The 21,918-nt window shown below is 34.6% G+C and carries 21 protein-coding genes and 4 tRNA genes; 10 read left to right on the top strand and 15 right to left on the bottom strand.

The window, feature by feature from the left end:
• Positions 1-4 precede the first annotated feature (4 nt).
• Together pyrH and bshA are read right to left on the bottom strand one after the other, a co-directional pair.
• Complete coding sequence (pyrH, locus tag GOQ17_RS02370) at positions 5-709, bottom strand: UMP kinase (protein WP_159634229.1); 705 nt, start codon at positions 707-709, stop codon at positions 5-7.
• Positions 710-789: 80 nt separating this feature from the next.
• Positions 790-1,923 (bottom strand): N-acetyl-alpha-D-glucosaminyl L-malate synthase BshA, encoded by a 1,134-nt coding sequence (bshA, locus tag GOQ17_RS02365; protein WP_159634226.1) that lies wholly within the window; start codon positions 1,921-1,923, stop codon positions 790-792.
• Between the two features lie 84 nt (positions 1,924-2,007).
• On the opposite strand from bshA, the gene arfB reads away from it, so the two are divergent.
• The 4 genes from arfB (at position 2,008) to GOQ17_RS02345 (ending at position 5,915) form a co-directional block, all read left to right on the top strand.
• A complete protein-coding gene (gene arfB, locus GOQ17_RS02360; protein ID WP_159634223.1) occupies positions 2,008-2,415 on the top strand; it encodes an alternative ribosome rescue aminoacyl-tRNA hydrolase ArfB in 408 nt (135 codons plus the stop codon).
• A gap of 169 nt (positions 2,416-2,584) precedes the next feature.
• Complete coding sequence (locus GOQ17_RS02355) at positions 2,585-2,953, top strand: BlaI/MecI/CopY family transcriptional regulator (RefSeq protein ID WP_159634221.1); 369 nt, start codon at positions 2,585-2,587, stop codon at positions 2,951-2,953.
• Between the two features lie 118 nt (positions 2,954-3,071).
• Complete coding sequence (locus GOQ17_RS02350; RefSeq protein ID WP_159634218.1) at positions 3,072-5,054, top strand: energy transducer TonB; 1,983 nt, start codon at positions 3,072-3,074, stop codon at positions 5,052-5,054.
• Positions 5,055-5,060: 6 nt separating this feature from the next.
• The gene (locus GOQ17_RS02345; RefSeq protein ID WP_159634216.1) at positions 5,061-5,915 is read left to right on the top strand and encodes a hypothetical protein; all 855 of its coding nucleotides are present in this window, start codon (positions 5,061-5,063) and stop codon (positions 5,913-5,915) included.
• A gap of 27 nt (positions 5,916-5,942) precedes the next feature.
• On the opposite strand, the gene GOQ17_RS02340 is transcribed toward GOQ17_RS02345, so the two are convergent.
• The 11 genes from GOQ17_RS02340 to GOQ17_RS02290 form a co-directional block, all read right to left on the bottom strand.
• The gene (locus GOQ17_RS02340) at positions 5,943-8,630 is read right to left on the bottom strand and encodes a peptidase associated/transthyretin-like domain-containing protein (protein WP_236537024.1); all 2,688 of its coding nucleotides are present in this window, start codon (positions 8,628-8,630) and stop codon (positions 5,943-5,945) included.
• Positions 8,631-8,788: 158 nt separating this feature from the next.
• Positions 8,789-10,375: a M28 family peptidase gene (locus GOQ17_RS02335; protein ID WP_159634213.1), complete on the bottom strand. Its 1,587-nt coding sequence runs from the start codon at positions 10,373-10,375 to the stop codon at positions 8,789-8,791.
• Positions 10,376-10,392: 17 nt separating this feature from the next.
• On the bottom strand, positions 10,393-10,824 hold the full coding sequence (rpiB, locus tag GOQ17_RS02330) for a ribose 5-phosphate isomerase B (RefSeq protein WP_159634210.1): 432 nt from the start codon (positions 10,822-10,824) through the stop codon (positions 10,393-10,395).
• A gap of 11 nt (positions 10,825-10,835) precedes the next feature.
• The gene (tatC, locus tag GOQ17_RS02325) at positions 10,836-11,702 is read right to left on the bottom strand and encodes a twin-arginine translocase subunit TatC (RefSeq protein ID WP_159634207.1); all 867 of its coding nucleotides are present in this window, start codon (positions 11,700-11,702) and stop codon (positions 10,836-10,838) included.
• Between the two features lie 78 nt (positions 11,703-11,780).
• Positions 11,781-13,142: an acetyl-CoA carboxylase biotin carboxylase subunit gene (gene accC, locus GOQ17_RS02320; RefSeq protein ID WP_159634204.1), complete on the bottom strand. Its 1,362-nt coding sequence runs from the start codon at positions 13,140-13,142 to the stop codon at positions 11,781-11,783.
• Between the two features lie 82 nt (positions 13,143-13,224).
• A complete protein-coding gene (gene accB, locus GOQ17_RS02315; RefSeq protein ID WP_159634201.1) occupies positions 13,225-13,707 on the bottom strand; it encodes an acetyl-CoA carboxylase biotin carboxyl carrier protein in 483 nt (160 codons plus the stop codon).
• A gap of 70 nt (positions 13,708-13,777) precedes the next feature.
• Positions 13,778-14,767, bottom strand: a complete 990-nt coding sequence (locus GOQ17_RS02310; RefSeq protein ID WP_159634198.1) for a beta-ketoacyl-ACP synthase III — start codon at positions 14,765-14,767, stop codon at positions 13,778-13,780.
• 9 nt (positions 14,768-14,776) lie between these two features.
• Positions 14,777-15,715, bottom strand: coding sequence for a phosphate acyltransferase PlsX (gene plsX, locus GOQ17_RS02305; protein ID WP_159634195.1), 939 nt, complete (start codon positions 15,713-15,715; stop codon positions 14,777-14,779).
• Between the two features lie 102 nt (positions 15,716-15,817).
• Complete coding sequence (gene rpmF, locus GOQ17_RS02300; protein WP_159634192.1) at positions 15,818-16,009, bottom strand: 50S ribosomal protein L32; 192 nt, start codon at positions 16,007-16,009, stop codon at positions 15,818-15,820.
• Positions 16,010-16,026: 17 nt separating this feature from the next.
• A complete protein-coding gene (locus GOQ17_RS02295; protein ID WP_159634190.1) occupies positions 16,027-16,560 on the bottom strand; it encodes a YceD family protein in 534 nt (177 codons plus the stop codon).
• 66 nt (positions 16,561-16,626) lie between these two features.
• On the bottom strand, positions 16,627-17,289 hold the full coding sequence (locus GOQ17_RS02290; protein WP_159634187.1) for an epoxyqueuosine reductase QueH: 663 nt from the start codon (positions 17,287-17,289) through the stop codon (positions 16,627-16,629).
• Between the two features lie 165 nt (positions 17,290-17,454).
• Here GOQ17_RS02290 and GOQ17_RS02285 point away from each other — a divergent pair, with 165 nt between their 5' ends.
• On the top strand, positions 17,455-18,567 hold the full coding sequence (locus tag GOQ17_RS02285; RefSeq protein WP_159634184.1) for a YncE family protein: 1,113 nt from the start codon (positions 17,455-17,457) through the stop codon (positions 18,565-18,567).
• Here GOQ17_RS02285 and GOQ17_RS02280 read toward each other — a convergent pair.
• On the bottom strand, positions 18,564-19,406 hold the full coding sequence (locus GOQ17_RS02280; protein ID WP_159634181.1) for a transglutaminase-like domain-containing protein: 843 nt from the start codon (positions 19,404-19,406) through the stop codon (positions 18,564-18,566). The genes GOQ17_RS02285 and GOQ17_RS02280 overlap by 4 nt on opposite strands.
• A gap of 84 nt (positions 19,407-19,490) precedes the next feature.
• Between GOQ17_RS02280 and GOQ17_RS02275 the strand changes: the two genes are divergently transcribed.
• Positions 19,491-19,913, top strand: a complete 423-nt coding sequence (locus GOQ17_RS02275) for a hypothetical protein (RefSeq protein ID WP_159634178.1) — start codon at positions 19,491-19,493, stop codon at positions 19,911-19,913.
• Here the strand turns inward: GOQ17_RS02275 and GOQ17_RS02270 are convergent.
• On the bottom strand, positions 19,910-21,052 hold the full coding sequence (locus GOQ17_RS02270; RefSeq protein WP_159634175.1) for a BamA/TamA family outer membrane protein: 1,143 nt from the start codon (positions 21,050-21,052) through the stop codon (positions 19,910-19,912). The genes GOQ17_RS02275 and GOQ17_RS02270 overlap by 4 nt on opposite strands.
• Positions 21,053-21,405: 353 nt before the next feature.
• On the opposite strand from GOQ17_RS02270, the gene GOQ17_RS02265 reads away from it, so the two are divergent.
• From GOQ17_RS02265 to GOQ17_RS02250, 4 genes are all read left to right on the top strand, one after another.
• Positions 21,406-21,478: transfer RNA gene (locus GOQ17_RS02265), tRNA-Thr, on the top strand.
• Between the two features lie 24 nt (positions 21,479-21,502).
• A tRNA-Tyr gene (locus GOQ17_RS02260) sits at positions 21,503-21,583 on the top strand.
• 54 nt (positions 21,584-21,637) lie between these two features.
• Positions 21,638-21,710, top strand: a tRNA-Gly gene (locus GOQ17_RS02255).
• A gap of 89 nt (positions 21,711-21,799) precedes the next feature.
• Positions 21,800-21,871 (top strand) — tRNA-Thr (locus tag GOQ17_RS02250).
• Positions 21,872-21,918: the final 47 nt, after the last annotated feature.

Raw genomic sequence — 21,918 nt, 5'->3', positions numbered from 1 at the left:
ATACTTAACTTACTACTGTACCAATATGTTCGCCATCAGCTAATTTTTTCAAATTACCTGGTTTGTTCATATCGAATACAATGATTGGAAGATTGTTTTCTTGACATAAAGTGAATGCCGTCATATCCATTACATTAAGACCTTTTTGATACACTTCGTTGAATGAAATGTGCTCAAATTTTGTTGCTGTAGGATCTTTCTCAGGATCAGCAGTATAGATTCCATCCACACGAGTTCCTTTCAATACAGCATCTGCATTAATTTCAATAGCACGTAATGATGCTGCTGTATCTGTCGTGAAATATGGGTTACCTGTTCCAGCACCGAAAATTACAATTCTTCCTTTTTCTAAATGTCTTACTGCTCTACGACGGATAAATGGTTCGCAAATCTGTTCCATTTTGATTGCCGTAAGCAATCTAGTTTTCAATCCTACTTTTTCTAAAGCATCTTGCAAAGCCATGCTGTTGATTACTGTGGCCAACATGCCCATATAATCTGCTTGTACTCTGTCCATTCCAGCTTTTTCTGCACTCAAGCCGCGGTAGATATTTCCACCTCCGATGACAATTGCAATTTCTAAGCCTTGTGAATGAATTTCTTTGATATCGTTTGCATATTGAGCTACGCGATTGATGTCGATACCATAATTTTGCTCACCCATAAGGGCTTCGCCGCTAAGTTTTAGTAGGATACGTTTATATTTCATATAGTTTTTTCTTTGGAAGATTTCCAAAAGACAAAGATATAACTTTTTTCCTGCTATCTAAGATAGACAATGTTTTTGTTTTATTTTTTTGAATTCGATATTGCCTTCTGATAATATTCTTCATAAAGCGGCAAAATTTGACTTATTTCAAATTTTGTAGCATGCTCATAAGCTGCCTGCTTAAACACTTCAAGTCTGTCACAATCTTCTAGTATATATATAGCATTATTGGACATATCTTCGATATCACCTACGTCACTTAGAAAACCTGTAATGCCTTGTACATTCAACTCCGGCAAACCACCAATATTAGAAGAAATCACGGGAACACGACATGCCATAGCCTCCAAAGCTGCTAATCCAAAACTTTCGGATGAAGAAGGCATCAAGAATAAATCAGAAACTGATAAAATCTCTTCAACTGCGTCTTGCTTTCCTAAGAAACGAACAGAATTGGAAATACCCAATTGGCGGGATAGTTCTTCAGCATTACTACGTTCGGGACCATCGCCAACCATTAATAGTTTACTCGGGATGACTTGCGATACTTTATGGAAAATTCGAACTACATCTTGTGTGTTCTTTACCTTACGAAAGTTGGATGTATGTACTAATATACGTTCATTTCCTGGCGCAATAGCCTTCTTAAAATGTTCACGATTTTTGTTAACGAATCGGGTAAGATCGATAAAGTTGGGTATTACTTGTATGTCTCTTGTAATTTCAAAAGATTCAAGTGTTTGACTTTTTAGGTTTTCCGATACTGTCGTTACACCGTCTGATTCATTGATAGAGAATGTAACGACTGGTTTGAATGTTTTATCTTTTCCGACTAATGTAATATCTGTTCCGTGCAATGTAGTTACGACAGGGATATTAATTCCGTAGGTTTTTAGGATTTGCTTAGCTAGATAAGCTGCTGAAGCATGCGGTATCGCATAATGCACGTGTAAAACATCCAATTTTTCAAAACGAACGACATCTACTAATTTGCTAGCTAAAGCAGACTCGTAAGGTGGAAAATCAAATAAGGGATATTGCGATATAGAAACTTCATGGTAATATAGATTTTCTAAAAAGAAATCTAACCGTGCAGGCTTGTTGTACGTGATAAAATGCACTTCATGTCCTTTTGAAGCTAGACCTTTACCTAATTCTGTCGCCACGACGCCAGATCCGCCAAATGTGGGATAACAAACAATACCTATTTTCATGAAGAAATATTTATAATTTTATAACAAAACAAATGTAAGTAAGGTTTTACATACGTTTTGCAATAAAAACGTAATCTTTATGTGATGATAGTTAACCCTGAAGAACTTAAAAGAGAAATAAAATATAAAACTTCCCGTTCTTCTGGAGCTGGCGGGCAAAATGTAAACAAAGTAGAGACGAAAGTTTCTTTGCTTTGGGATTTTGAAAATTCAACGTTAATAAATGAAAATCAAAAATCTATTATTAGAATTAAACTGTCTAATAGAGTGCAAGCCGAAGGCTTGATTCAAATTGATTCATCAGAAAGCCGAAGTCAATTAGCTAATAAAGAGATTGCTTTAGAAAAGTTGGTGCAGCTCATTGAACAATCATTAAAAACTGATAAAAAGCGTATTCCTACAAAAATTCCTCGTTCGAAAATATTAGCGCGCCTTGACCGCAAAACTAAACACGCGGAGAAGAAATCCAATCGTCGATGGCGTTTGGATTGACGTATTCTTTGTTACAAATACGCTTAAGGTTTTATTATTCAGAGGGCTAATAAATCCTTATTTTTTCGAAAACTAAAAAAATAGTTGTATAACTAAAAAATTAGTTATACGTTTGTTTTAGTAATCGATTATAGGCAGACGTGCCATTTTATTTTTAATAAACAGAGTAATGGACGAAATCAAAGAATTGACAAAGGCGGAAGAGCAAATCATGCATGAATTGTGGGAGATGGGCGAGGGCTTCGTAAAAGAAGTTATCGACCGTTTGCCCGAGCCAAAGCCTGCATACAATACTGTTTCTACGATAATTCGTATTCTTGAAACCAAGGGTTTTGTGAATCACGAGGCTTACGGTAAGAGTCATAAATATATTCCAACGATTAGTAAAGAAGACTACAAAAAGGTGGTTGCTGATAAATTGCTAAGCGGATACTTTGAAAATTCACCCAAACAGATGCTTTCTTTCTTTTTGGAAGAAAACAAATTGGATGTCAAAGATTTGGACGATATTTTGAGCCTTATCAATAAGCATAAATAAAATTATAAACTACTTATAAACTTTCGTTATGATAATTTATCTGCTATTGGTCAATATAGCTGTCATCATAAGTTATAGCTTATACTATTTCAGCTTTCGGAAATTAACTTTTTTCCATTTGAACAGAGTTTATCTTCTTATTACGACCTTTTTTGCTTTACTCATTCCGATAGGATTATTTATTGACTTGTCTTCATTTTTTGAGGATGATATTATTATTCCTATGGTCAATGTACACGATTATATAGATATTCCTATTGTGTTCTATGCGCAGCAACGTTCTTCATTGTATCTGATGGATGTGTTAAAATGGATTTATATCGTTGGTTTGCTTGGAAGTATTTCCATAATGCTTTGGCGATTGTGGCATGTGCAAAAAATGTTTATAAGCGATGCTCCATTTTTAGGTTTCTCCTTTTTCAACAAAATGTATTTAGGAAGAGAAGTCAAATCCTATCAAAGCATCGAGCGCCATGAGCAAATTCATATTGAACAAGGGCACAGCTATGATGTACTATTTATGGAGGTGTTCAAGGTATTGAATTGGTTCAATCCTCTGGTGTACCATATGAGTAAGGAAATCAAATTCCAACATGAATGTATAGCGGATGAATTGAGTTCGGACGATAAAGTAGCTTATGCCGAGTTATTAGTAGCTCATGCGCTCCAAGTACCAAAAAATGTACTGGTGAATGAGTTTTCCAATCAATCATTTTTAAAGAAAAGAATCATGATGTTATTTAAAAATAAATCATCAAAGAATAAACGATTTTTGTATTTGGGGATAATTCCAGCCGTATTGGTTGTTGGATTGTCAACTGTAGTATTTAACACGTCAAGAGCAAAGAGTGTAATAGCGAAGGTGGAGTCAAGAATGGAAAATACACAGATACCATTAGATTATAATAATGAAAATCCTACTTTAATACAGCCGACACAATTAGAATCGATTAGAGTAGTTACTAACAATGTGACTAATGATACGATAAAGGAAGGGGGGGATGAACTTTTTACAGTTACGGAAATATTACCAGAACCTCCAGGTGGTATGAAAGAATTTCTTAAATGGATTGGGAATAATTATGAATTCCCACAAGAAGCAATTGATGCTGGTGTGAAAGGAAGTATTCTTACATCGTTTATTGTTGAAAAAGATGGTAGTTTATCCAATCTAAAAGTAACGAGAGATCTTTCATACAATACTGGACGGCGTGCTATTGATGTGTTGAAAAGATCACCCAAATGGTCTCCTGCAATCCAAAATGGACGTAAAGTGCGCTACGAATTCAACTTGCCGATAAGGTTAGATTTGACGGGTATGAATGATAATTCAGGAAGTTCACAAGATACACTTGAAGGTAAAAGGGGAGGAAAAATTACAAAAATAAATGAAGGTAATGAAATCTTTTCTCAAGTAGAAATTCAGCCAGAGCCGCCAGGGGGAATGAATGCTTATCGCAAATGGATTGGAGATAATTATCAATATCCCAAAGCTGCAATTGATGCCGAAGTAAAAGGTACAGTCCAAATTACCTTTGTTGTTGAAAAGGACGGTTTGCTCAGCGATATCAAAGCAGTAAGGGATTTAGGTCATGGAACTGGAGAATCGGCAGTTAATGTGTTGAAAACATCACCGAAATGGTCTCCTGGTATTCAAAATGGTAAACCAGTACGTGTAGCATATGTTTTACCTATACGTATTGATTTATCAAAAGGTGGAAAAGGTAGTCAAGAAAATACTAGAGTAGAAATTATTGCTGAACCTAGTGGAGGCGTGCCTAAATTTAGGGAATTTTTAGCAACGCATTATGAGTATCCTAAAGAATTATTTGCAAAAAAGACTTCTGGTAATGTTGAGGTAGAATTTGAAATCGATACAGAAGGTAATCCTATTAACATTACAATTCGCAAAGAAACCCATAAAAATATTGGTCAACAATTAGAATCTTTGATAAAAAAGAATGGTACTTGGCATCCTGCAATTCTCAATGGAAAAAAAACAAAATTTGCATTTAGTATGACAATAAATCTAAAATATGCAGAAGGAGTAGGTACGATTGAAGTTAAAAATTTAAAACCATTAGGGTTTATTAAATCATAACAAATAATGATAAAACAGGCTTTATGTTTTACTTCAGCTTATTTAATATTAGCCATATTATTATCGTGCTCTTCTTACAAGTTTGCAAAGGATAGTGTATTCGTGGATGATGTAGATGAATATTTTAATCCTGCATTGAAGATGAATGTGTGGACATATATGAACTTTTATCCGTATCGAGGAGGTGAAACTGGGGTTCGACTTGATGATTTTTATCCCATGGATAAGGAAGTGTTAAAGAAAATTGGTTTGAAAAGGAATGGTGCGAATATGCTATTTTCCGCTGTGCCAAACAATAAGCCGAATTATCACCTTATGGCAATATTGCATCAAAAGAATTTGCCAAAAATTGATGGTTTTGAAAAGAAAGAAGTGGATAAAAATCAATTTTATTATCAGAAGGATTTTGAATTAGGAAGATTAGATATTCGTCAAGTATCGATTCTCTTTGATAATAATACTAAGATGTTAAGTTTGGTTTATTATATCAGTAGTGAAGAGCATCTCGATTGTAAATTTTGCAAATTCGATTACCTCGCCAAGATTAATACAATAAATCTACAAGACAGTATACAACAGCAATTTCGAAGAAATTGGGTGATAGCAGAGAACAATACAGATGATGCGGTACATACAGAAATTGTTATTCCATCAGCCATTCAAAATACCAAAAGGAAAGTTTATTTAAAACTTTTTGCCGAATATGAGACTGAAACTGGAATCAATTATTTCCATCTTCTGGACGCAAAACAGAAGGAAGAAAAAATAAAAGTCAAACTACTTCCTAATCGATATTTTTTGGATTACCAAGATGAAATGTTTAAGACAATTCACCGAGATACATTACAAGTAAAGATCTAAAAGAATAAAGCTAGAATTAATTTAGCTTTATTCTTTTGTTTTAGAAATATTGAATTTGTGGATATAGCCTAACAGAAAATATTGTCTTAATACAATACTGTTAGTAAAATGCGTTCTATTTCCAAATGTTCCCCAATATGTTGCATTATTTTGATTTAAGATATCGAAGCCTGTAAGTTTCAATTGTGAATTATTTTTAAGATTGTAATACAATGAAGTATTTATAATATGGAAGTTATTACGCTCATTCATCCCACTTGCTCTATTTTGTAAAGAATAACTTGTTTCTAGGTTGAAACGTTTTACTCCAGTAATATTTAACCCAGCGCCAATTTCATGTGTTACATAAGTAGAATTTCTAAAGTCAGGATTGTCCCTCACAGTATTCGTGTTTTTGCGAATATCGAGCTTATATTTGGGAGCAATAGCTATTGTGTTTTTCCAAGTAATAGAAACTTCTTGATTATAATATGCACCAAGTTGAGTTATTTTGTTATCTATATTATTTATTGAGTTATAATTTTGATAGGTATATGCATGAGGTGAAGAAGAAATGTAATATTGCCAATTCTTAGAACCTTTGAGATTATATCTAAAATAAAAACTACCATTAAAATTATAGGTCGAACCACTTTGATATGCCTGAGTGGTATAATGTCCTGTATTTGGAACCATCCAAGAGCGATATCCCACAGATTTATCTACATAGTTCACATTCCAATGGGACCCAAATTGAATTTTTTGATTGTATTTGTTAAAGTTTAATGAAATGTTTTGGGTCACTTCTGGATCAAAATCAAGTGATGGCAAGTGTGTTGAAGTAGGATGAAGATTATACGTTTGTGTACGAATATTATCATTTGGATCTCTTACATCTTTGGACCAGCTAGCGTTTATATTTTTGTATCTAATATTAATGTTTGGAAGCCAATAGCTATTCTTTATATTTCTTTGGCTATTGATTGAGATAAAATCAAAATCATTGTATTTGATTTGATACGCTGTACCAAAATTTATGTCTAAATCTTTTATTGGTTTATAATAAAATTTTATGCCTGATATATAATCACGTGTACTAAGTTTATAGCTATTCTCTAAATCTTTACCATGTATTACGCCAACATTGTTTCTATTATAATATAGTATTTCTAAAGGTCTTCTTGTAATTCCTCTCGCAGTAAAATAGGTGTCAAAATTCAGTTTTTTAATCATTTTATTTTGATAGCTAGTAGTGAAATAAATATTATTTTCTAATCGATTTTCAATTAAATTGTTCCAAATACTTGTATTCTCGTCACTTTCTTTGAATAATCTAGTGAGGCTTTCATCGGTATTATTATTCGTATTCGAATTATAATCTATAGAATTTGTAAATGTAAAAAGATGTTGAGGATTGAGTTGTTTTTCAAAGTATAGATTATGTCCATAGGAAATTCTTTTTGTATTCACATTGTTATTGGACGAATTGCGATTTAGTGAATCAATAGCATTTAAAGTGTAACTATTTCCGGTATTATGGGATGAATAATTGCTAAAAGTAATCCCTGGTTTGAATTCTACAAACATCGTCGTATCAAATCGATGCCTAAATAAGGAGTTAATATCGTGTTGATTCTCTTTTTTAGTATCGTTACTACTATATGATGATGTTTCTTCATAATTATTAAGCAGCATATTGCTTAATGAATTATAATCAGTATATGTGTTGTTCCTTTTGAACATATACATCACATTGAGCTTGGTTTTCTTCCCCCAATCGTAGTTTAAATTAAAACCTAAGCCAGTATTATTCCCCAGTCCAAAATAATTTTGTCCTCCAAACTCATTAAATCCATAATTCTCAGATCTACCTAACCCAGCATGTTGATTCAGTTCATTATAGTCGAAACTTTGTCGATTAATGTTGTTTCCATAACCTATAAAGCTTAATTGTAAGGTATCTCTGAAAGTATTAAATAACGCGCCAGCTTCATACCTATCGCGAGTTCCTCCGCTTGCGTACGCTTTTCCAAAATCTGTTTTCAATAATTCCTTTTTGAATTTCAAATTAATAGTAATTGGTAGATTATCTTCATTTTCAACGGTTTTTTTCGATTCACCACGATCACGGTATACTTGCACTGTTTTCACTAAGCTTGCGTCTAGATTACGCGTCGCTATACGCAAATCACTTGCGAAAAAATCTTTACCATTTACTTTCACTTGACTTACCTCTTTCCCTTGGTAATATATTGTTCCATCCATGTTGACTTGCAATCCAGGCAATTCTTTTAATAATTCTTCTACATTGGCGTTTGGTCTTGTTTTAAAATAGTCTGCATTATATTCCAAAGTATCGTTATTCATTCTTACAGGAGGAGCAGCTATGATAACCACCTCATCAATAGATTTTCCACCCAATAGAATATTACCAAAATCTATTTCCAGACCGTTGTCAATTTCAAAATCTTTTTGAAACGTTTCGGCATTGATATGTGTAATGAATAAATTTAGTTTTGTTTGAATTGGTAGCTTTATAAATTCAAATTTTCCTTTGTCGTCCGAAAGTGAATAAGACAACACAGTGGAATCTTTAGTATTAATAATAGAGATAGTTGCTTTGGATAAGGGCTTATTTTCAGCGTCTAAAACATGCCCTGTAATTTTACCTTTATTTTGTGCAACTAGTTGCCCAATCATCAAAAAGGAGATTAGTGTTAAGAGAAAATGCCTCATAATTAATCGGTTAATAACACTAAAATATTTTTATTAAACGTTAAAATATGTCAATAAATGTTTTTTAACTTTTAATTAACATAATAAGGCTTTGTGTGAAAACGGAAAAGTCCATTTGAAATAATTTCAAATGGACTTTTTACTATTTATATTTAATACTATCTTCCTGTACCTTGTGCTTCTTCAAGAGACATATCAACTATAGGTTTTTTATCTCTATTCGCTATTTCCCAAGTTGTATAGAAAATCAATTTTTCACGTTTTACCATCATTGGGAAGTCAATCTTGTCAATTGTATCTTCTGGCGTATGGTAGTGTGGGTGCAATCCAGAGAAAAAGAATAAGGATGGAATCCCATTCTTCGCGAAATTATAATGATCCGAACGGTAATACAAACGCATTGGTTCTTCTGGATGATCATAATCGTAATCCAATTTCATTTTCGTATCCGTGTTTGCTTTTTCTACGATTGGTTTTAAATCTGTACTTAATTTATTCACACCAATTACGTGGATATAGTTATGGTCACCGTTCAAATGCTTATCATCAATACGACCAATCATATCAATATTTATACAAGCAACAGTTTGTGTCAAAGGAATAATTGGATTCTCAACATAATATTGTGATCCTAATAAGCCTTTTTCTTCTGCGGCCAATGCAATGAATAATATGCTACGACGAGGACCTTTACCTTCTTTTTTGGCCTTAGCAAAAGCTTTAGCAATTTCTACAACACCTACTGTACCCGAGCCGTTGTCATCTGCGCCAGGGAAATATGTTCCATCAGGTAAAATTCCATCGTGATCCCAGTGTCCACATACGACCACTACCTCATCTTTAAGATCAGTACCTTCGATATAACCAATAACGTTAGGATCGCTAATTTTGACACTGGTAACGCCCATAGAGGCATTTACTGTGCTTTTGATAACTTGTGGTTGACCTGGGTTAGATATAGTATTCGCTTTGAATTTTGCTACTGTTGTGTTTGACTGTGCCAACAGTTGATCCGCCAATGAATTTTTGATATGAACGACAGGAATCGAAACGCGTTGATTTTGATTTGCGATGCCTTTATCCAAGGATACACGACCCATCATTCCACGATTATTCATGCGTTTTATCATTTCCTCATTTTGTGATCCTGCTGCCAGAATTAATTTTGGATTTAACTTCATCAGCTCTTGGAGTCTTTTGAAACGACTTGTAGACCACGTAGATTTGGTAGCAGTTCCCGTAATTATTGAATTACCTTGCGCATTTACCGGTTCACCTTCGTTGATAACTAAAACTACTTTGCCAGAAATATCCGTATTCTTTAATTCGTTGAATTTATCATCTTGAATACCATAACCTACAAATACTATCTCATTCGCATCGAAAGTAGAGATGCTATTATCTCCTTGCACATAAAAATTTTGACCATATACCAAATTTTGATTTCCTAACGAAAATGAATCAACTTTGTACAATGTTTGTAATAAGGGTACATTTTGGTAATAGGAACCATTTACTATGGGCTGAAGACCAAAAGATTTGAATTGCTCCTCAATATATTTTACGGTTTTTTTGCCACCCTCTTGACCAGTTCCTCTACCAGCAAATTCTTTGCTTGCTAGTGTTGTCAAATATTCTTTTGATGATTCTTCAGTGATTAAGTTCGCATACTTGGTGGGATTTTGCGCTACTGAACAACTGTAAGCGTAGGGCAAAATAAAAAGTAAGGATAAGATTTTTCTCATAGTATGGTTTATTATAGTTATGCACATGAAATTTTGTTCACACGATTTGCGTGTCTACCACCTTCGAATTCAGTAGTAATAAATGTATTCGTAATTTTTTTAGCTAAGTCTAAATCAATAAAGCGTGCTGGAATACATAATACATTTGCATTATTGTGTTGACGTGCTAACGCAGCAATTTCATTCTGCCATGCGATAGCTGCACGGATTCCTTGATGTTTGTTAGCTGTAATAGCTACACCATTTGCACTACCACAAATCAAAATGCCTAATTCGTTTTCTTGATTTTCAACAGAAGAAGCTACTGGGTGTGCGTAGTCGGGATAATCAACAGAATCAGCTGTAGATGGACCAAAATCTTTTACTTCATGTCCTTGTTTTTTCAACATGTCCACTAAAGCCGCTTTGTATTCTACACCTGCGTGATCGCTACCTATTGCAATTTTCATAGTATTATATATTAGTTATTATAAAATTGTTTTTCTTTTAATTCTCTTTTGCGCTGTACGTTTGCCGATACCGAGATGCTTAATTCATACAAGATAAACATTGGCGCACTTACTGTTAACAATGTAATAATATCAGCAGTTGGTGTTATAATTGCTGCAATAATTAATATAATGACAACAGCATAACGTCTACTAGCGCGCATAAATTGTGGAGTCATTAATCCTAATTTTGATAAAATAAAGATCAAAATTGGGAGTAAGAAAATAATTCCACACCCTAATGTTAAAGTTGCTATCGTAGAAAGATACGAATCAATTTTAATCTGATTAGTGATCTCTGCACTTAAAGATACATTGGCTAAGAAGTTAATCGATAAAGGCACAACTATGTAGTAACCAAATAGGGCACCAATAGCGAATAATATAGTAGCGTAAAATACAAAACCACTAGCCGATTTACGTTCTACCTCTGTCAGCGCAGGCTTAATAAAAAGCCAAATCTCAAACAGTAAATATGGAAATCCCATTGCTACAGCCATCAATAGACAAGAATTGATTTGCAGCATAAATTGTCCTGCTATTTCGGTATTAATAATATTGAAGGGAATTTTCTCAACACAAAAACCATCTAAATTCATCAAATCACCAACCTTGCACATCATACGGTATGTCCAAAAATCTAAATTCTTGGGCCCCATAATGATTTGGTTGAAAACAAAATCATAGAATGTAAAAGAAAGTATTGCAAATACAAAAATTGCGATTACGGATCTAATAATGTGCCACCTCAATACCTCGAGATGTTCGAAAAATGACATTTCTGCTTCTAAAGTTTTCCCTTTATTCTTTATAGCCTCTATGAGTTTTTTATTTGACATATGCATTTATAAGTAACGTAAACAAAAATACCATTCTTTGGGATAAGAATGGTATTATTTAATATCAAAACAAAATTTTTACGCTTCGTCTTCTTCCGGGTATTCCGAAAGGTCAAAAGTTTCCATAAATTTTGTCGTAAAATTACCTGCTCTGAAGTTTGGATCACGCATCAATCTCAAATGCAATGGAATAGTAGTTTTAATACCTTCTATTACAAATTCGCTTAATGCTCTTTCCATTGTCGCAATAGCTTCTTCACGAGTCTGTGCAGTACAGATTAATTTAGCTATCATGGAGTCGTAGTTTGGTGGAATAGTATATCCAGCATACACGTGTGTATCTACACGAACACCATGGCCTCCTGGTGAGTGAAAATTAGTGATTTTACCTGGAGAAGGACGGAAATTATTAAATGGATCCTCCGCATTAATACGACATTCTATAGAATGCATAGTAGGCTCGTAGCTTTTTCCTGAAATAGGAATACCTGCAGCAACTTTTATTTGTTCTTTGATCAAGTCGAAGTTAATAACCTCTTCCGTCACTGGATGCTCAACTTGAATACGTGTATTCATTTCCATAAAGTAGAAGTTGCGGTGTTTGTCCACCAAGAACTCAATTGTTCCAGCTCCTTCGTAATTTACGGCTGTAGCACCTTTTATAGCAGCTTCACCCATTTTCTCACGCAATTCTGGTGTTATGAATGGAGAAGGAGCTTCTTCAACTAATTTTTGATGACGACGTTGGATGGAACAATCACGCTCTGAAAGGTGACATACTTTGCCATATTGATCTCCTATTACTTGGATTTCAATGTGGCGAGGTTCTTCAACGTATTTTTCTAAATAAATACCATCATTACCAAATGCTGCAGCTGATTCTTGGCGTGCCGAATCCCAGTTGGATTCAAAATCTTCATCTTTCCAAATGATGCGCATTCCGCGACCACCACCGCCTGCAGTAGCTTTGATGATCACAGGATAACCAATTTCGTTAGCCAATTTGATACCTGTTTTTACATCTGGCACAAGACCATCTGATCCAGGTACTGTAGGTACTCCAGCTTTTTTCATTGTTTCCTTAGCTGAAGCTTTATCACCCATTTTCTCGATTTGATCTGCAGTAGCACCAATGAATTTGATACCGTACTCCGCACATATAGCAGAGAATTTAGCATTCTCAGACAAAAATCCGTATCCGGGATGTATTGCATCTGCATTTGTCAGTTCTGCGGCCGAGATGATATTAGGAATATTTAAATAAGAATCTTTACTTGCTGGAGGGCCGATACATACCGCTTCATCTGCAAAACGAACATGCAAACTATCTTTGTCTGCTGTAGAATATACAGCTACACTCTTGATACCCATCTCACGACATGTGCGGATGATTCGTAGAGCGATTTCCCCTCTATTTGCTATTAATATTTTTTTGAACATATGTAATGACTTAATACACCAATTGTACTATATAAAATAGTATCTAATTAAACTCAAAAAGCTGCACAATGGCAGCTAGAGATTAGTTTGGATCAACTAAGAATAAAGGTTGATCGTATTCAACTGGTTGTGCGTCGTTTACTAATATTTTAACGATTTTACCAGAAACTTCTGATTCAATTTCATTGAACAATTTCATTGCTTCAATAATACACAAGGCTTTGCCTGTTGAAATTTCGTCACCTACATTTACAAAAGATGGCTTATCAGGACCTGGCGAGCGGTAGAATGTACCAATCATAGGTGATTTGATAGTGATGTATTTAGAATCATCTGATGCAGGAGCTGCTGACGTTACTGGTGCAGTAGTTGCAGGTGCAGTTGGAACTGCTTGTACAGGTGCTGCTGCAGGGATAGCTGCAGGAACAGTTGCTGTAACATAAGTTGGTTCTTGATTCGTTTTTATCGTGATTTTGAAATCTTTCTCTTCAATCGATACTTCATTCACACCTGATTTAGATACGAATTTAATCAAGTCTTGAATTTGTTTAATGTCCATACTCATGATAGTAGGTTTTGTCAAAATGTTAATTATTAAAAATTAGTCGATAAATATAGCAAAAAAATGATTTAGCTTAATAAGCCCATTTTAAATAAACGGATCCCCAGGTAAATCCACCTCCAAAAGCAGCCAATATTAAATTATCTCCTTTTTTTAGTTTATTTTCCCATTCCCATAAACATAATGGGATAGTACCACTAGTGGTATTACCGTATTTATGGATGTTTATCATCACTTTTTCTTCTGGCAATCCTGCTCGCTCTGCAGTCGCATCAATAATTCTTCTATTAGCCTGATGAGGAACTAACCATGCTACGTCATCAGCTGTTAGGTTGTTGCGATCCATGATTTCGTGTGCAACATCAGCCATATTTGTAACAGCAAATTTGAACACTGTACGTCCTTCTTGGTATGCATAGTGTAGGCCTGCTTCTACTGTTTCATGTGAAGCTGGGTTTAATGATCCGCCTCCTTTAATATTTAGGAATTGACCACCAGAACCATCAGTTTTCAAAATTGTGTCTTGGATACCATTCCCTTCTTCATTAGGTTCTAATAACACTGCACCACATCCATCACCGAATAGAATACATGTATTGCGATCAGTATAGTTTACCACAGAAGACATTTTGTCTCCGCCAACTACTAACACTTTTTTATGTTTACCTGATTCTATAAATTGTGTTCCTGTGGTTAAGCCAAACAAAAAACCTGAGCATGCAGCTTGAAGATCGTAACCCCAAGCGTTTTTAGCACCAATTTTATCTGCTAAGATATTTGCAGTAGCTGGAAACAACATGTCTGGTGTACTCGTACAAAAAATAATTAAGTCGATTTCTTCAGCAGATATACCTCTTTTCTCTAACAATCCTTTTACTGCGGGTACAGCTAGATCAGAGGTTGCTAAACCTTCTCCTTTTAATATGCGACGTTCTTTAATTCCAGTACGAGTGACAATCCATTCGTCATTCGTGTCTACCATTGTTTCGAGTTCCTTATTCGTTAACACGTAGTCAGGAACATATCCATGTACCGCCGTTATAGCTGCGTGAATTTTAGACATATAATAATGTTAGTTAAAAGCAGATTTCATCTTATCGATAAATTTCGATTCGATCATATCTTTAGATAGTAATACCATATTTTTAATAGCAGTAGGGGTAGAGATGCCATGCCCAATAAGAACTGGTGCATTGACTCCTAATATTGGACTACCTCCATATCGCTCATAGTTAAACCTATCAAAGAAATCATCTTTAAAACCTTTTTTCAATGTAACAACATAAAATGATTCGGCTAATTTAAGTACCACATTACCTGTATAACCGTCACATACGTATACATCTGCGTGATCCGAAAATAAGTCGCGGCCTTCGGCATTACCAATGAAATTAATTTTAGGGTTTGATTTAAGTAAAGGATAGGTCGATATTGTTAGTGCATTACCTTTTTCTTCTTCTTCGCCAATATTAAGCAAACCAACTTTAGGGTTTTGAATATTGTAAACATGTTCCGCATACAAACTACCTAAGATGGCAAATTGATTTAGCATTTCAGGTTTACAGTCTGCATTTGCGCCTACATCCAATAAAATACCAAAGCCTTCTTTTAGTTTGGGAACATTGGTCGCTATGGCTGGACGTATTACGCCAGGAATAGTTTTTACACTAAACATTGCGCCTACTAACATAGCTCCTGTATTACCTGCGGAAGAAAAAGAATCTATCTCACCATTTTTCAATAATTCAAATCCTTTAGCGATGCTTGAATTTGGCTTTTGTGTAATAGCTTTTGTAGGATGCTCATGCATAGAGATAGCCTCGGGTGCGTGTACATAATCAAATAATGATGGGTCTGCACCTGCTTCTTCTATTGCTTTTCTGGTGTCTTCTTCGTGACCAATCAACACAATGCGCTGGTCTGATGAAAGATTTTTTTGTGCTTCAATAGCACCTAAAATATTTGATTTTGGGGCGTAATCCCCTCCAAGAACGTCTAATCCTATCTTCATCCGTTATTATTTTTCTACTTCAATAATACGCAAAAACATCCCAAAGTAAAGCAAAAAAAACTATTTTTCGCTTATTTTGGGATGTTTTATCTAAAGATATTTTTAGACAGCTGCTGTTCTTTCAACGATTAATTTACCGTTGTAATATAAGTTGCCATCAACTTCGTACGCTTTGTGTGGTACGTGTACAGCACCAGTTTCTTTACATACTGTCAATGTAGGTTTTTCAGCCTTATAGTGCGTTCTTCTTTTGTCTCTTCTTGATTTTGAAGTTTTACGTTTTGGATGTGCCATCTCGTATTATGTTTTTTTTAATTGTTTTTAATATTCTTTAATGCGGCCCAACGCGGGTCAATGTTTTCTACTTCTATATCCGATTCCTCTTCTTCTGTACTGATCTTAGCTAACATTTCTGGATCACAAGAGATGTTTACACCTTGCTCAGTGCATTTTGCGTAATAAGGTACTTGAACATTGATATATTCGTACAATAAGTTCGCAATGTCAAGTTCGTGATCTGTTTTGTTCAGAATGATAACTTCATCAGTTTCGTTGTCCCATTCTTCGTTTACAAACTTAACAATAAGTTTCTCTTGAAAAGAAACAGGAGCATCAAATTCAGTTAAGCATACGTCGCAAGTAAGTTTAATCGTGCCATTAATATCAAAATTGACAATTAACATCGTCTCTTGTTTTTGAAGAGACACATTGGCTATAAGATTACCTTTTTTAACTAATGAATGCTCGTAGCAGTCAAAGAACTTATCGTTTATCTCAAAGTCAAAATCGTGCTTTCCTGCTGCTAATCCCGAAAATGGAATTTTATATTGTTTTAGATACTTCACAATCTTGTATTTGAGCCTGCAAAATTAATGTTTTATATTTAAGGATGCAATTATTTTGTGAAATATTTATTCGTCTTCACCATAAAATTTAACACCCAATTCTATTTTATCGCGACCGTTGGCCATGCGCCATTTGTTAGTGTCGCGAAGCGAATATGCACAACCACAGTACTCTTGCATATAAAATTTTTCACGTTTACTAATTTCCAGCATACGTACGCCACCACCTTTTTTGCGCCAATTAAATGTCCAATAATCTATATTTGGGTGACGAGAAGCTGCGCGAACACCACAATCATTTATCTGATCCATGTTTTTCCATCTAGAAATTCCTAATGAGCTAGATATCACGTCAAAACCATTAGCTGCAGCATACTCTGCAGTCTTTTCAAAACGCATGTCAAAACACATGGTGCATCTTATCCCTTTCTCAGGTTCATTTTCCATTCCTTTTGCTAACTCAAACCAATGATCAACATCATAGTCTGCATCAATAAAAGGAATGTTGTGCTTTTCTGCAAAGCGAATATTCTCTTCTTTACGAATGTCATATTCTTTACGGGGATGAATGTTAGGATTGTAAAAGTATATAGTAAATTCAATATCAGAGGCAATAAGCGCCTCCATCACCTCGCCTGAACACGGAGCACAGCATGAGTGTAAAAGTAATTTTTTTCCTTGATTAGGTAATTCGAGCTTTTCTCTTACTAATTCTTTTTTAGTCTCCATAGCTTTTTACTAAGATAGTCTCAATCGTATTCGCCTACAATTTTACACAAATCTATTGGCTTTTAAAAGTTATTTGAAATTTGTAACGTTAGGATTGCTATTTTCGTTTAAATACTTACTAACAAAAATTTATACATTTGTAATTAAGAAATCGATTTAAAATATATGCGCAAAATATTGTTTTTATACTTGATACCTACCTTATTGTTAGCTGCTGTTTCCTGTCAACGTGATGATGATGAGCCACCAGCAAGACCTGAAAAACCTATATCCAGATTATATGTTTCTACTTCTGATTATCAAGCAGGAGCGTCTTCGAATTTAGAGAATCTTTGGGTGATTGACCCAGCGGATGATGATTCTTTTGGGGATGCGAATAATATTAAAGGGATAGTTTCAGGTGCTAAAGGAGGCAAGACTATTCACTATTCTCCTCTTAACCAAGGAATGGTGTTTCAGTCTAGTATAAATTCATTTGGAACAAATGATACAAGTGTTCAAGTATTGTCAATAAATCTTCAGGGTTTGCCTACCTATCGTGCAAAATTATCGAATAGGAGATTGGATAATGTGAGGGGGATGAACTATGTAGTGGTGAATAATAATGAGGGGACATTGAACCAAGATTTTTTATTAGCCTTACAAAAATCTGATACTGTTGCAACGCCTTATTTGTTTGCGTTTTACAGACCAGTGAATTCAGGTTTTTTAGCGAAACCTCGTTTTCAAATGCCCTTAGATTTCATTCCTTGGGGATTGAAAATTCAGGATAAGGATATGTATATTGTTCGTACTGGTGATGCTGATAATATGGGAGCTGTAGTAGCGTATAAAGATTTTACACAAAAGTTAATTGAAAGAGTAGATAGTACCTTGACTAATATTAAGCCTTCGTATACTTTATCTATTGCTGGCGCACATAATTTGAGGGGCATAGCATATTCCAAAGAGAAAGATATTATGGTGATCACTGATTATAATGTGTCAGGCAATACAGTTAGTAACGGTAGAATACTTATTTTTGATAATTTTTCAGCTAATAATACTGATAAGTCTATTTCACCCTCTCGCGTAATAACTGGTGCTGCTACCAAATTAGTGCAGCCAATGGATGTGGCTATGGATGAGCGTCCAGATGGGAAATATATTTACGTTGCAGATTCTGGAGCAAAGCGAGTGTTTCGTTATATGATCGAAGATTCAGGAAATGTTGCTCCCAATGGAGAGTTGAATCTTAAGAATCGTACACCTGAAAGTATATCTTTAGATTCACGTTAATCTTCAATAATTTTTAATAAGGAGTCAATTTCCTCTCTTTTTTGAGGGTTTCCAATATTTTCATAAGCCGTTATCAAATTGCGTAGTACACGTTTGATAATGGCTTTATTTGTACAGGGCATTGTATATTCATCAGTCGGGGGTAGATTCAATTGCTTTAAAAATGAGTTGATGTCATTTTGTTGCATCATTTGCCCCCTATTGAATGCGTTAATGTAAAATAGTGGAGGGTGTTCTAAATCTTCCATATAAGCTACCACAAAATGCTTGGGTAGATTGATGCCATATATAGGAATATCTAGCTGTTGTGCAACGATACTGTATATACATGATAAAGAAATGGGATTCCCTTTTTTGGTCTCTAAAACTTTATGAATAAATGAATTTTGAGGATCATGATAGTTACTCGTATTGCCTGAAAGTCCAAATTCACGAAAAAGGACATTATTAAGTAATTTAACTTTTTCTATCGGACTCATGTCATACATTAATAGAAACCATGCGTTTCGTTTCAATTCTGAAATGGTAAGGATTACATTGTTTTCATCAAGATTGGGATACTGATATCTGTTTACAATGAGTAATCCTTCTAATAGATCTTCACTGTTTTTAAGATTCCAAAGTTGTAATTCATGTTTAATCTGATCGAATTGTATTTTATGAATTATATTTTCGATGCGAGATTGCGATAGCGGATCAAATGAAGACTCCCAATTCTCTTCTAATAATGGAATTATCTCTGGTCCTGAAGTTATAAGATGTTGTTCTATTTGATTGAAGACCTCTGTATCAGGGTCATCTAATAAGGATATTATCGCTTTTATCTCTCTCTCATTCATACATAAATTTAGTAAAATCTATTTGAATTCTAAAAGTAAACTGTTATAGTTATGTAAATCTATCTATAAGTGTATTTTTGCATTATGGTTTATTTTCTAAAGAAATTAACACATTATATAACGGCAAATAGCAGGCATGGTACACATTCGCCATTTGTGTACGCCCTTGCTGATGAGCTGATTTACAATAAGAACATAAGGCGTAGCAAATCGTTGATAGAAGATGTGGTTCAATATTATGTATCTAGGGGTATTTCTCAAGACAAATTCATTATAACAGATTTTAATTCTCAAGACATAGTTGATTTAGCCAAATTGCAAGAAGAATACTTTATGCTATTTGTGAAAAATATTCATCATACTGACACAGAGCACAAGTGGGAGCAGATGCAAAAAGACGAAAGGTTCGTTGTACTAATAGATTTATTTGAATTCGGAATCGTATGTAAAAGAAAAGAACAGCCTAAAGAATATTTTAAGTTGCGCTATCCGTATTTTTTATACTAAAAAGTTTCGCTTAGACTGAGGTAAAATCCCGATTGTCTCTGTTCTCCAGGTCTCTTTTCTCCAAAAGCATAATCCAAACGAATACTGCTGCTGTGTTCTATACTGAAGAAATAACGAAAACCTCCTCCATAGGTTGGGACGAACCGTGCCTTATTTTCTTTTGAAAAAGTTGTTCCCGTGCCGCCAAAACCTACAATGCCGAAGCGGGGATGAAAACGGTAACGTAGTTCAGCTTGAGAAGCGAGATAATTATTGTCTTTATAGCGTCCTAAATAATATCCGCGCATGGTCATGTCACCTCCCAAATCGCGAAGGCTATAAAAAGGTGTATTATTACCGTATGTCCCACGATAAACTAATTGCGCCGTTAGATTGACTTTCTTATGGATAGGATAGAAGCCTCTAATATCAGCTTCAAATAATGAGCCTGAAAAATCTGTTTCTTTAAATAGTCTTGGTACTACTGCATATTTTATACGACTGTATATGCCTTTGTTAGTGTATGTAGTGACGTCTCGTGTGTCGTAGAGAGCTGAAGCGCCCACACTTGCATACTGTCCTCCAGATTTACCAAATATATTATCATCTAATTCGAATACCCCCCCCGCTTCCTTGTCTTTAAATTTGAAATTGTCATAACTTGTATTAAAACCCACATAGAATTGAGAGGCAATTCGCTTTTCGATATCTACCTTGATTCGATACAGAGTTTGGTCTATAGGATCCTCATCTACTTCCCACGTGTCATTTCCAATACCATAAAAATTGAAAGGCCAATCGCGCGCGCGCAACTCTACTAAAATGTGGTAATCATTGTCTTTTGTCCACAGATCAGCGTTTAGATTTATTTTTTTTTGTTTTTTTGTGGTTATGGTGCTTATTAATGCTATGTTTGATGTTCTACTTTTGATATTTTCTTTGTCTAAATAAAAATTATAAGTTCCTGCTATTCCAAATTCTGCACCAGTTTCTTGAGCATAAGCAAACGCAGGTAATAAAAAAAAACTTCCTTTGCGAGTACTATCATGTTGAGATGAGAGTGTTTTCTGGATTATCCTCTTGATAAAATTTGTAGAATCTTGAGCTTGAGTGGAGCAAGTATAAAGTGAAAATAGAAAAAAAAATAGTTGTTTCTTCATATAGAATATGCTGAAAATTGATGTTTCAAATATAAATCAAATCAATTAGAATAGCCTAGAATAATTTTTGAACTAAAAATTATTACACTGCATATCAGGATAATGACTTTTTGACTTAAGTTTTTTCGTTTGAAAATTTTTGAAATGTGAATCCTGTGTATATCTTTGCATCATCAAAAACGAAAACAAATGTTGATTTGAGTGCGTTTTTAGGTTGTGTTCTTTTAAGAAATAAATAAGAAAAAGTTTTTAAAAATTCTCTTGCAAGTTTGAAATGAATTTTTCTATCTTTGCACAGCTACTCGGAAGAGTAGATGTTCTTCGAGAGTTTGATAAAACAATAAAAATAAAAAGCCTCCTTAGCTCAGCTGGTAGAGCAACTGACTTGTAATCAGTAGGTCATTGGTTCGATTCCGATAGGAGGCTCTAAATGTGAGACATCACAGGTCTGGAGGGGTTCCAGAGCGGTCAAATGGGACGGACTGTAAATCCGTTGCTTCGGCTTCGAAGGTTCGAATCCTTCTCCCTCCACACTAATATTGTAAGTTTACAATTGAGGTTCAATATTAGAGATTGTAAACAAAAGCGGAAGTAGCTCAGTTGGTAGAGCGATAGCCTTCCAAGCTATAGGTCGCGAGTTCGAACCTCGTCTTCCGCTCAAATTTTCAAGGTTTTTCAGTCTCTATCTTTCATGGTTCAAATGTGTAAGGTGGAGGCATAATTCCGTAAATAAGCTTTTTGAATAAAGCCGAAGTAGCTCAGGGGTAGAGCACTTCCTTGGTAAGGAAGAGGTCGTGGGTTCAAATCCCATCTTTGGCTCGATAAAATAAGTTTATTATTTTTGTAAAGAATTTAATAAAGAAATA

Source organism: Sphingobacterium composti, assembly GCF_009829075.1.
Taxonomy (GTDB): domain Bacteria; phylum Bacteroidota; class Bacteroidia; order Sphingobacteriales; family Sphingobacteriaceae; genus Sphingobacterium; species Sphingobacterium composti.
This window is presented reverse-complemented; position numbering and strand designations above follow the sequence as displayed.

What these genes read in the sequence shown, in the direction of transcription:
- GOQ17_RS02310 (WP_159634198.1), bottom strand. Translation starts at nt 14,767, where the DNA reads ATGTCTAAAATTCACGCAGCTATAACGGCGGTACATGGATATGTTCCT.
- GOQ17_RS02345 (WP_159634216.1), top strand. Translation starts at nt 5,061, where the DNA reads ATGATAAAACAGGCTTTATGTTTTACTTCAGCTTATTTAATATTAGCC.
- accB (WP_159634201.1), bottom strand. Translation starts at nt 13,707, where the DNA reads ATGAGTATGGACATTAAACAAATTCAAGACTTGATTAAATTCGTATCT.
- plsX (WP_159634195.1), bottom strand. Translation starts at nt 15,715, where the DNA reads ATGAAGATAGGATTAGACGTTCTTGGAGGGGATTACGCCCCAAAATCA.
- GOQ17_RS02290 (WP_159634187.1), bottom strand. Translation starts at nt 17,289, where the DNA reads ATGGAGACTAAAAAAGAATTAGTAAGAGAAAAGCTCGAATTACCTAAT.
- GOQ17_RS02275 (WP_159634178.1), top strand. Translation starts at nt 19,491, where the DNA reads ATGGTTTATTTTCTAAAGAAATTAACACATTATATAACGGCAAATAGC.
- pyrH (WP_159634229.1), bottom strand. Translation starts at nt 709, where the DNA reads ATGAAATATAAACGTATCCTACTAAAACTTAGCGGCGAAGCCCTTATG.
- tatC (WP_159634207.1), bottom strand. Translation starts at nt 11,702, where the DNA reads ATGTCAAATAAAAAACTCATAGAGGCTATAAAGAATAAAGGGAAAACT.
- bshA (WP_159634226.1), bottom strand. Translation starts at nt 1,923, where the DNA reads ATGAAAATAGGTATTGTTTGTTATCCCACATTTGGCGGATCTGGCGTC.
- GOQ17_RS02270 (WP_159634175.1), bottom strand. Translation starts at nt 21,052, where the DNA reads ATGAAGAAACAACTATTTTTTTTTCTATTTTCACTTTATACTTGCTCC.
- GOQ17_RS02340 (WP_236537024.1), bottom strand. Translation starts at nt 8,630, where the DNA reads ATGAGGCATTTTCTCTTAACACTAATCTCCTTTTTGATGATTGGGCAA.
- rpiB (WP_159634210.1), bottom strand. Translation starts at nt 10,824, where the DNA reads ATGAAAATTGCAATAGGTAGCGATCACGCAGGTGTAGAATACAAAGCG.
- GOQ17_RS02335 (WP_159634213.1), bottom strand. Translation starts at nt 10,375, where the DNA reads ATGAGAAAAATCTTATCCTTACTTTTTATTTTGCCCTACGCTTACAGT.
- GOQ17_RS02280 (WP_159634181.1), bottom strand. Translation starts at nt 19,406, where the DNA reads ATGAATGAGAGAGAGATAAAAGCGATAATATCCTTATTAGATGACCCT.
- accC (WP_159634204.1), bottom strand. Translation starts at nt 13,142, where the DNA reads ATGTTCAAAAAAATATTAATAGCAAATAGAGGGGAAATCGCTCTACGA.
- arfB (WP_159634223.1), top strand. Translation starts at nt 2,008, where the DNA reads ATGATAGTTAACCCTGAAGAACTTAAAAGAGAAATAAAATATAAAACT.
- GOQ17_RS02355 (WP_159634221.1), top strand. Translation starts at nt 2,585, where the DNA reads ATGGACGAAATCAAAGAATTGACAAAGGCGGAAGAGCAAATCATGCAT.
- rpmF (WP_159634192.1), bottom strand. Translation starts at nt 16,009, where the DNA reads ATGGCACATCCAAAACGTAAAACTTCAAAATCAAGAAGAGACAAAAGA.
- GOQ17_RS02285 (WP_159634184.1), top strand. Translation starts at nt 17,455, where the DNA reads ATGCGCAAAATATTGTTTTTATACTTGATACCTACCTTATTGTTAGCT.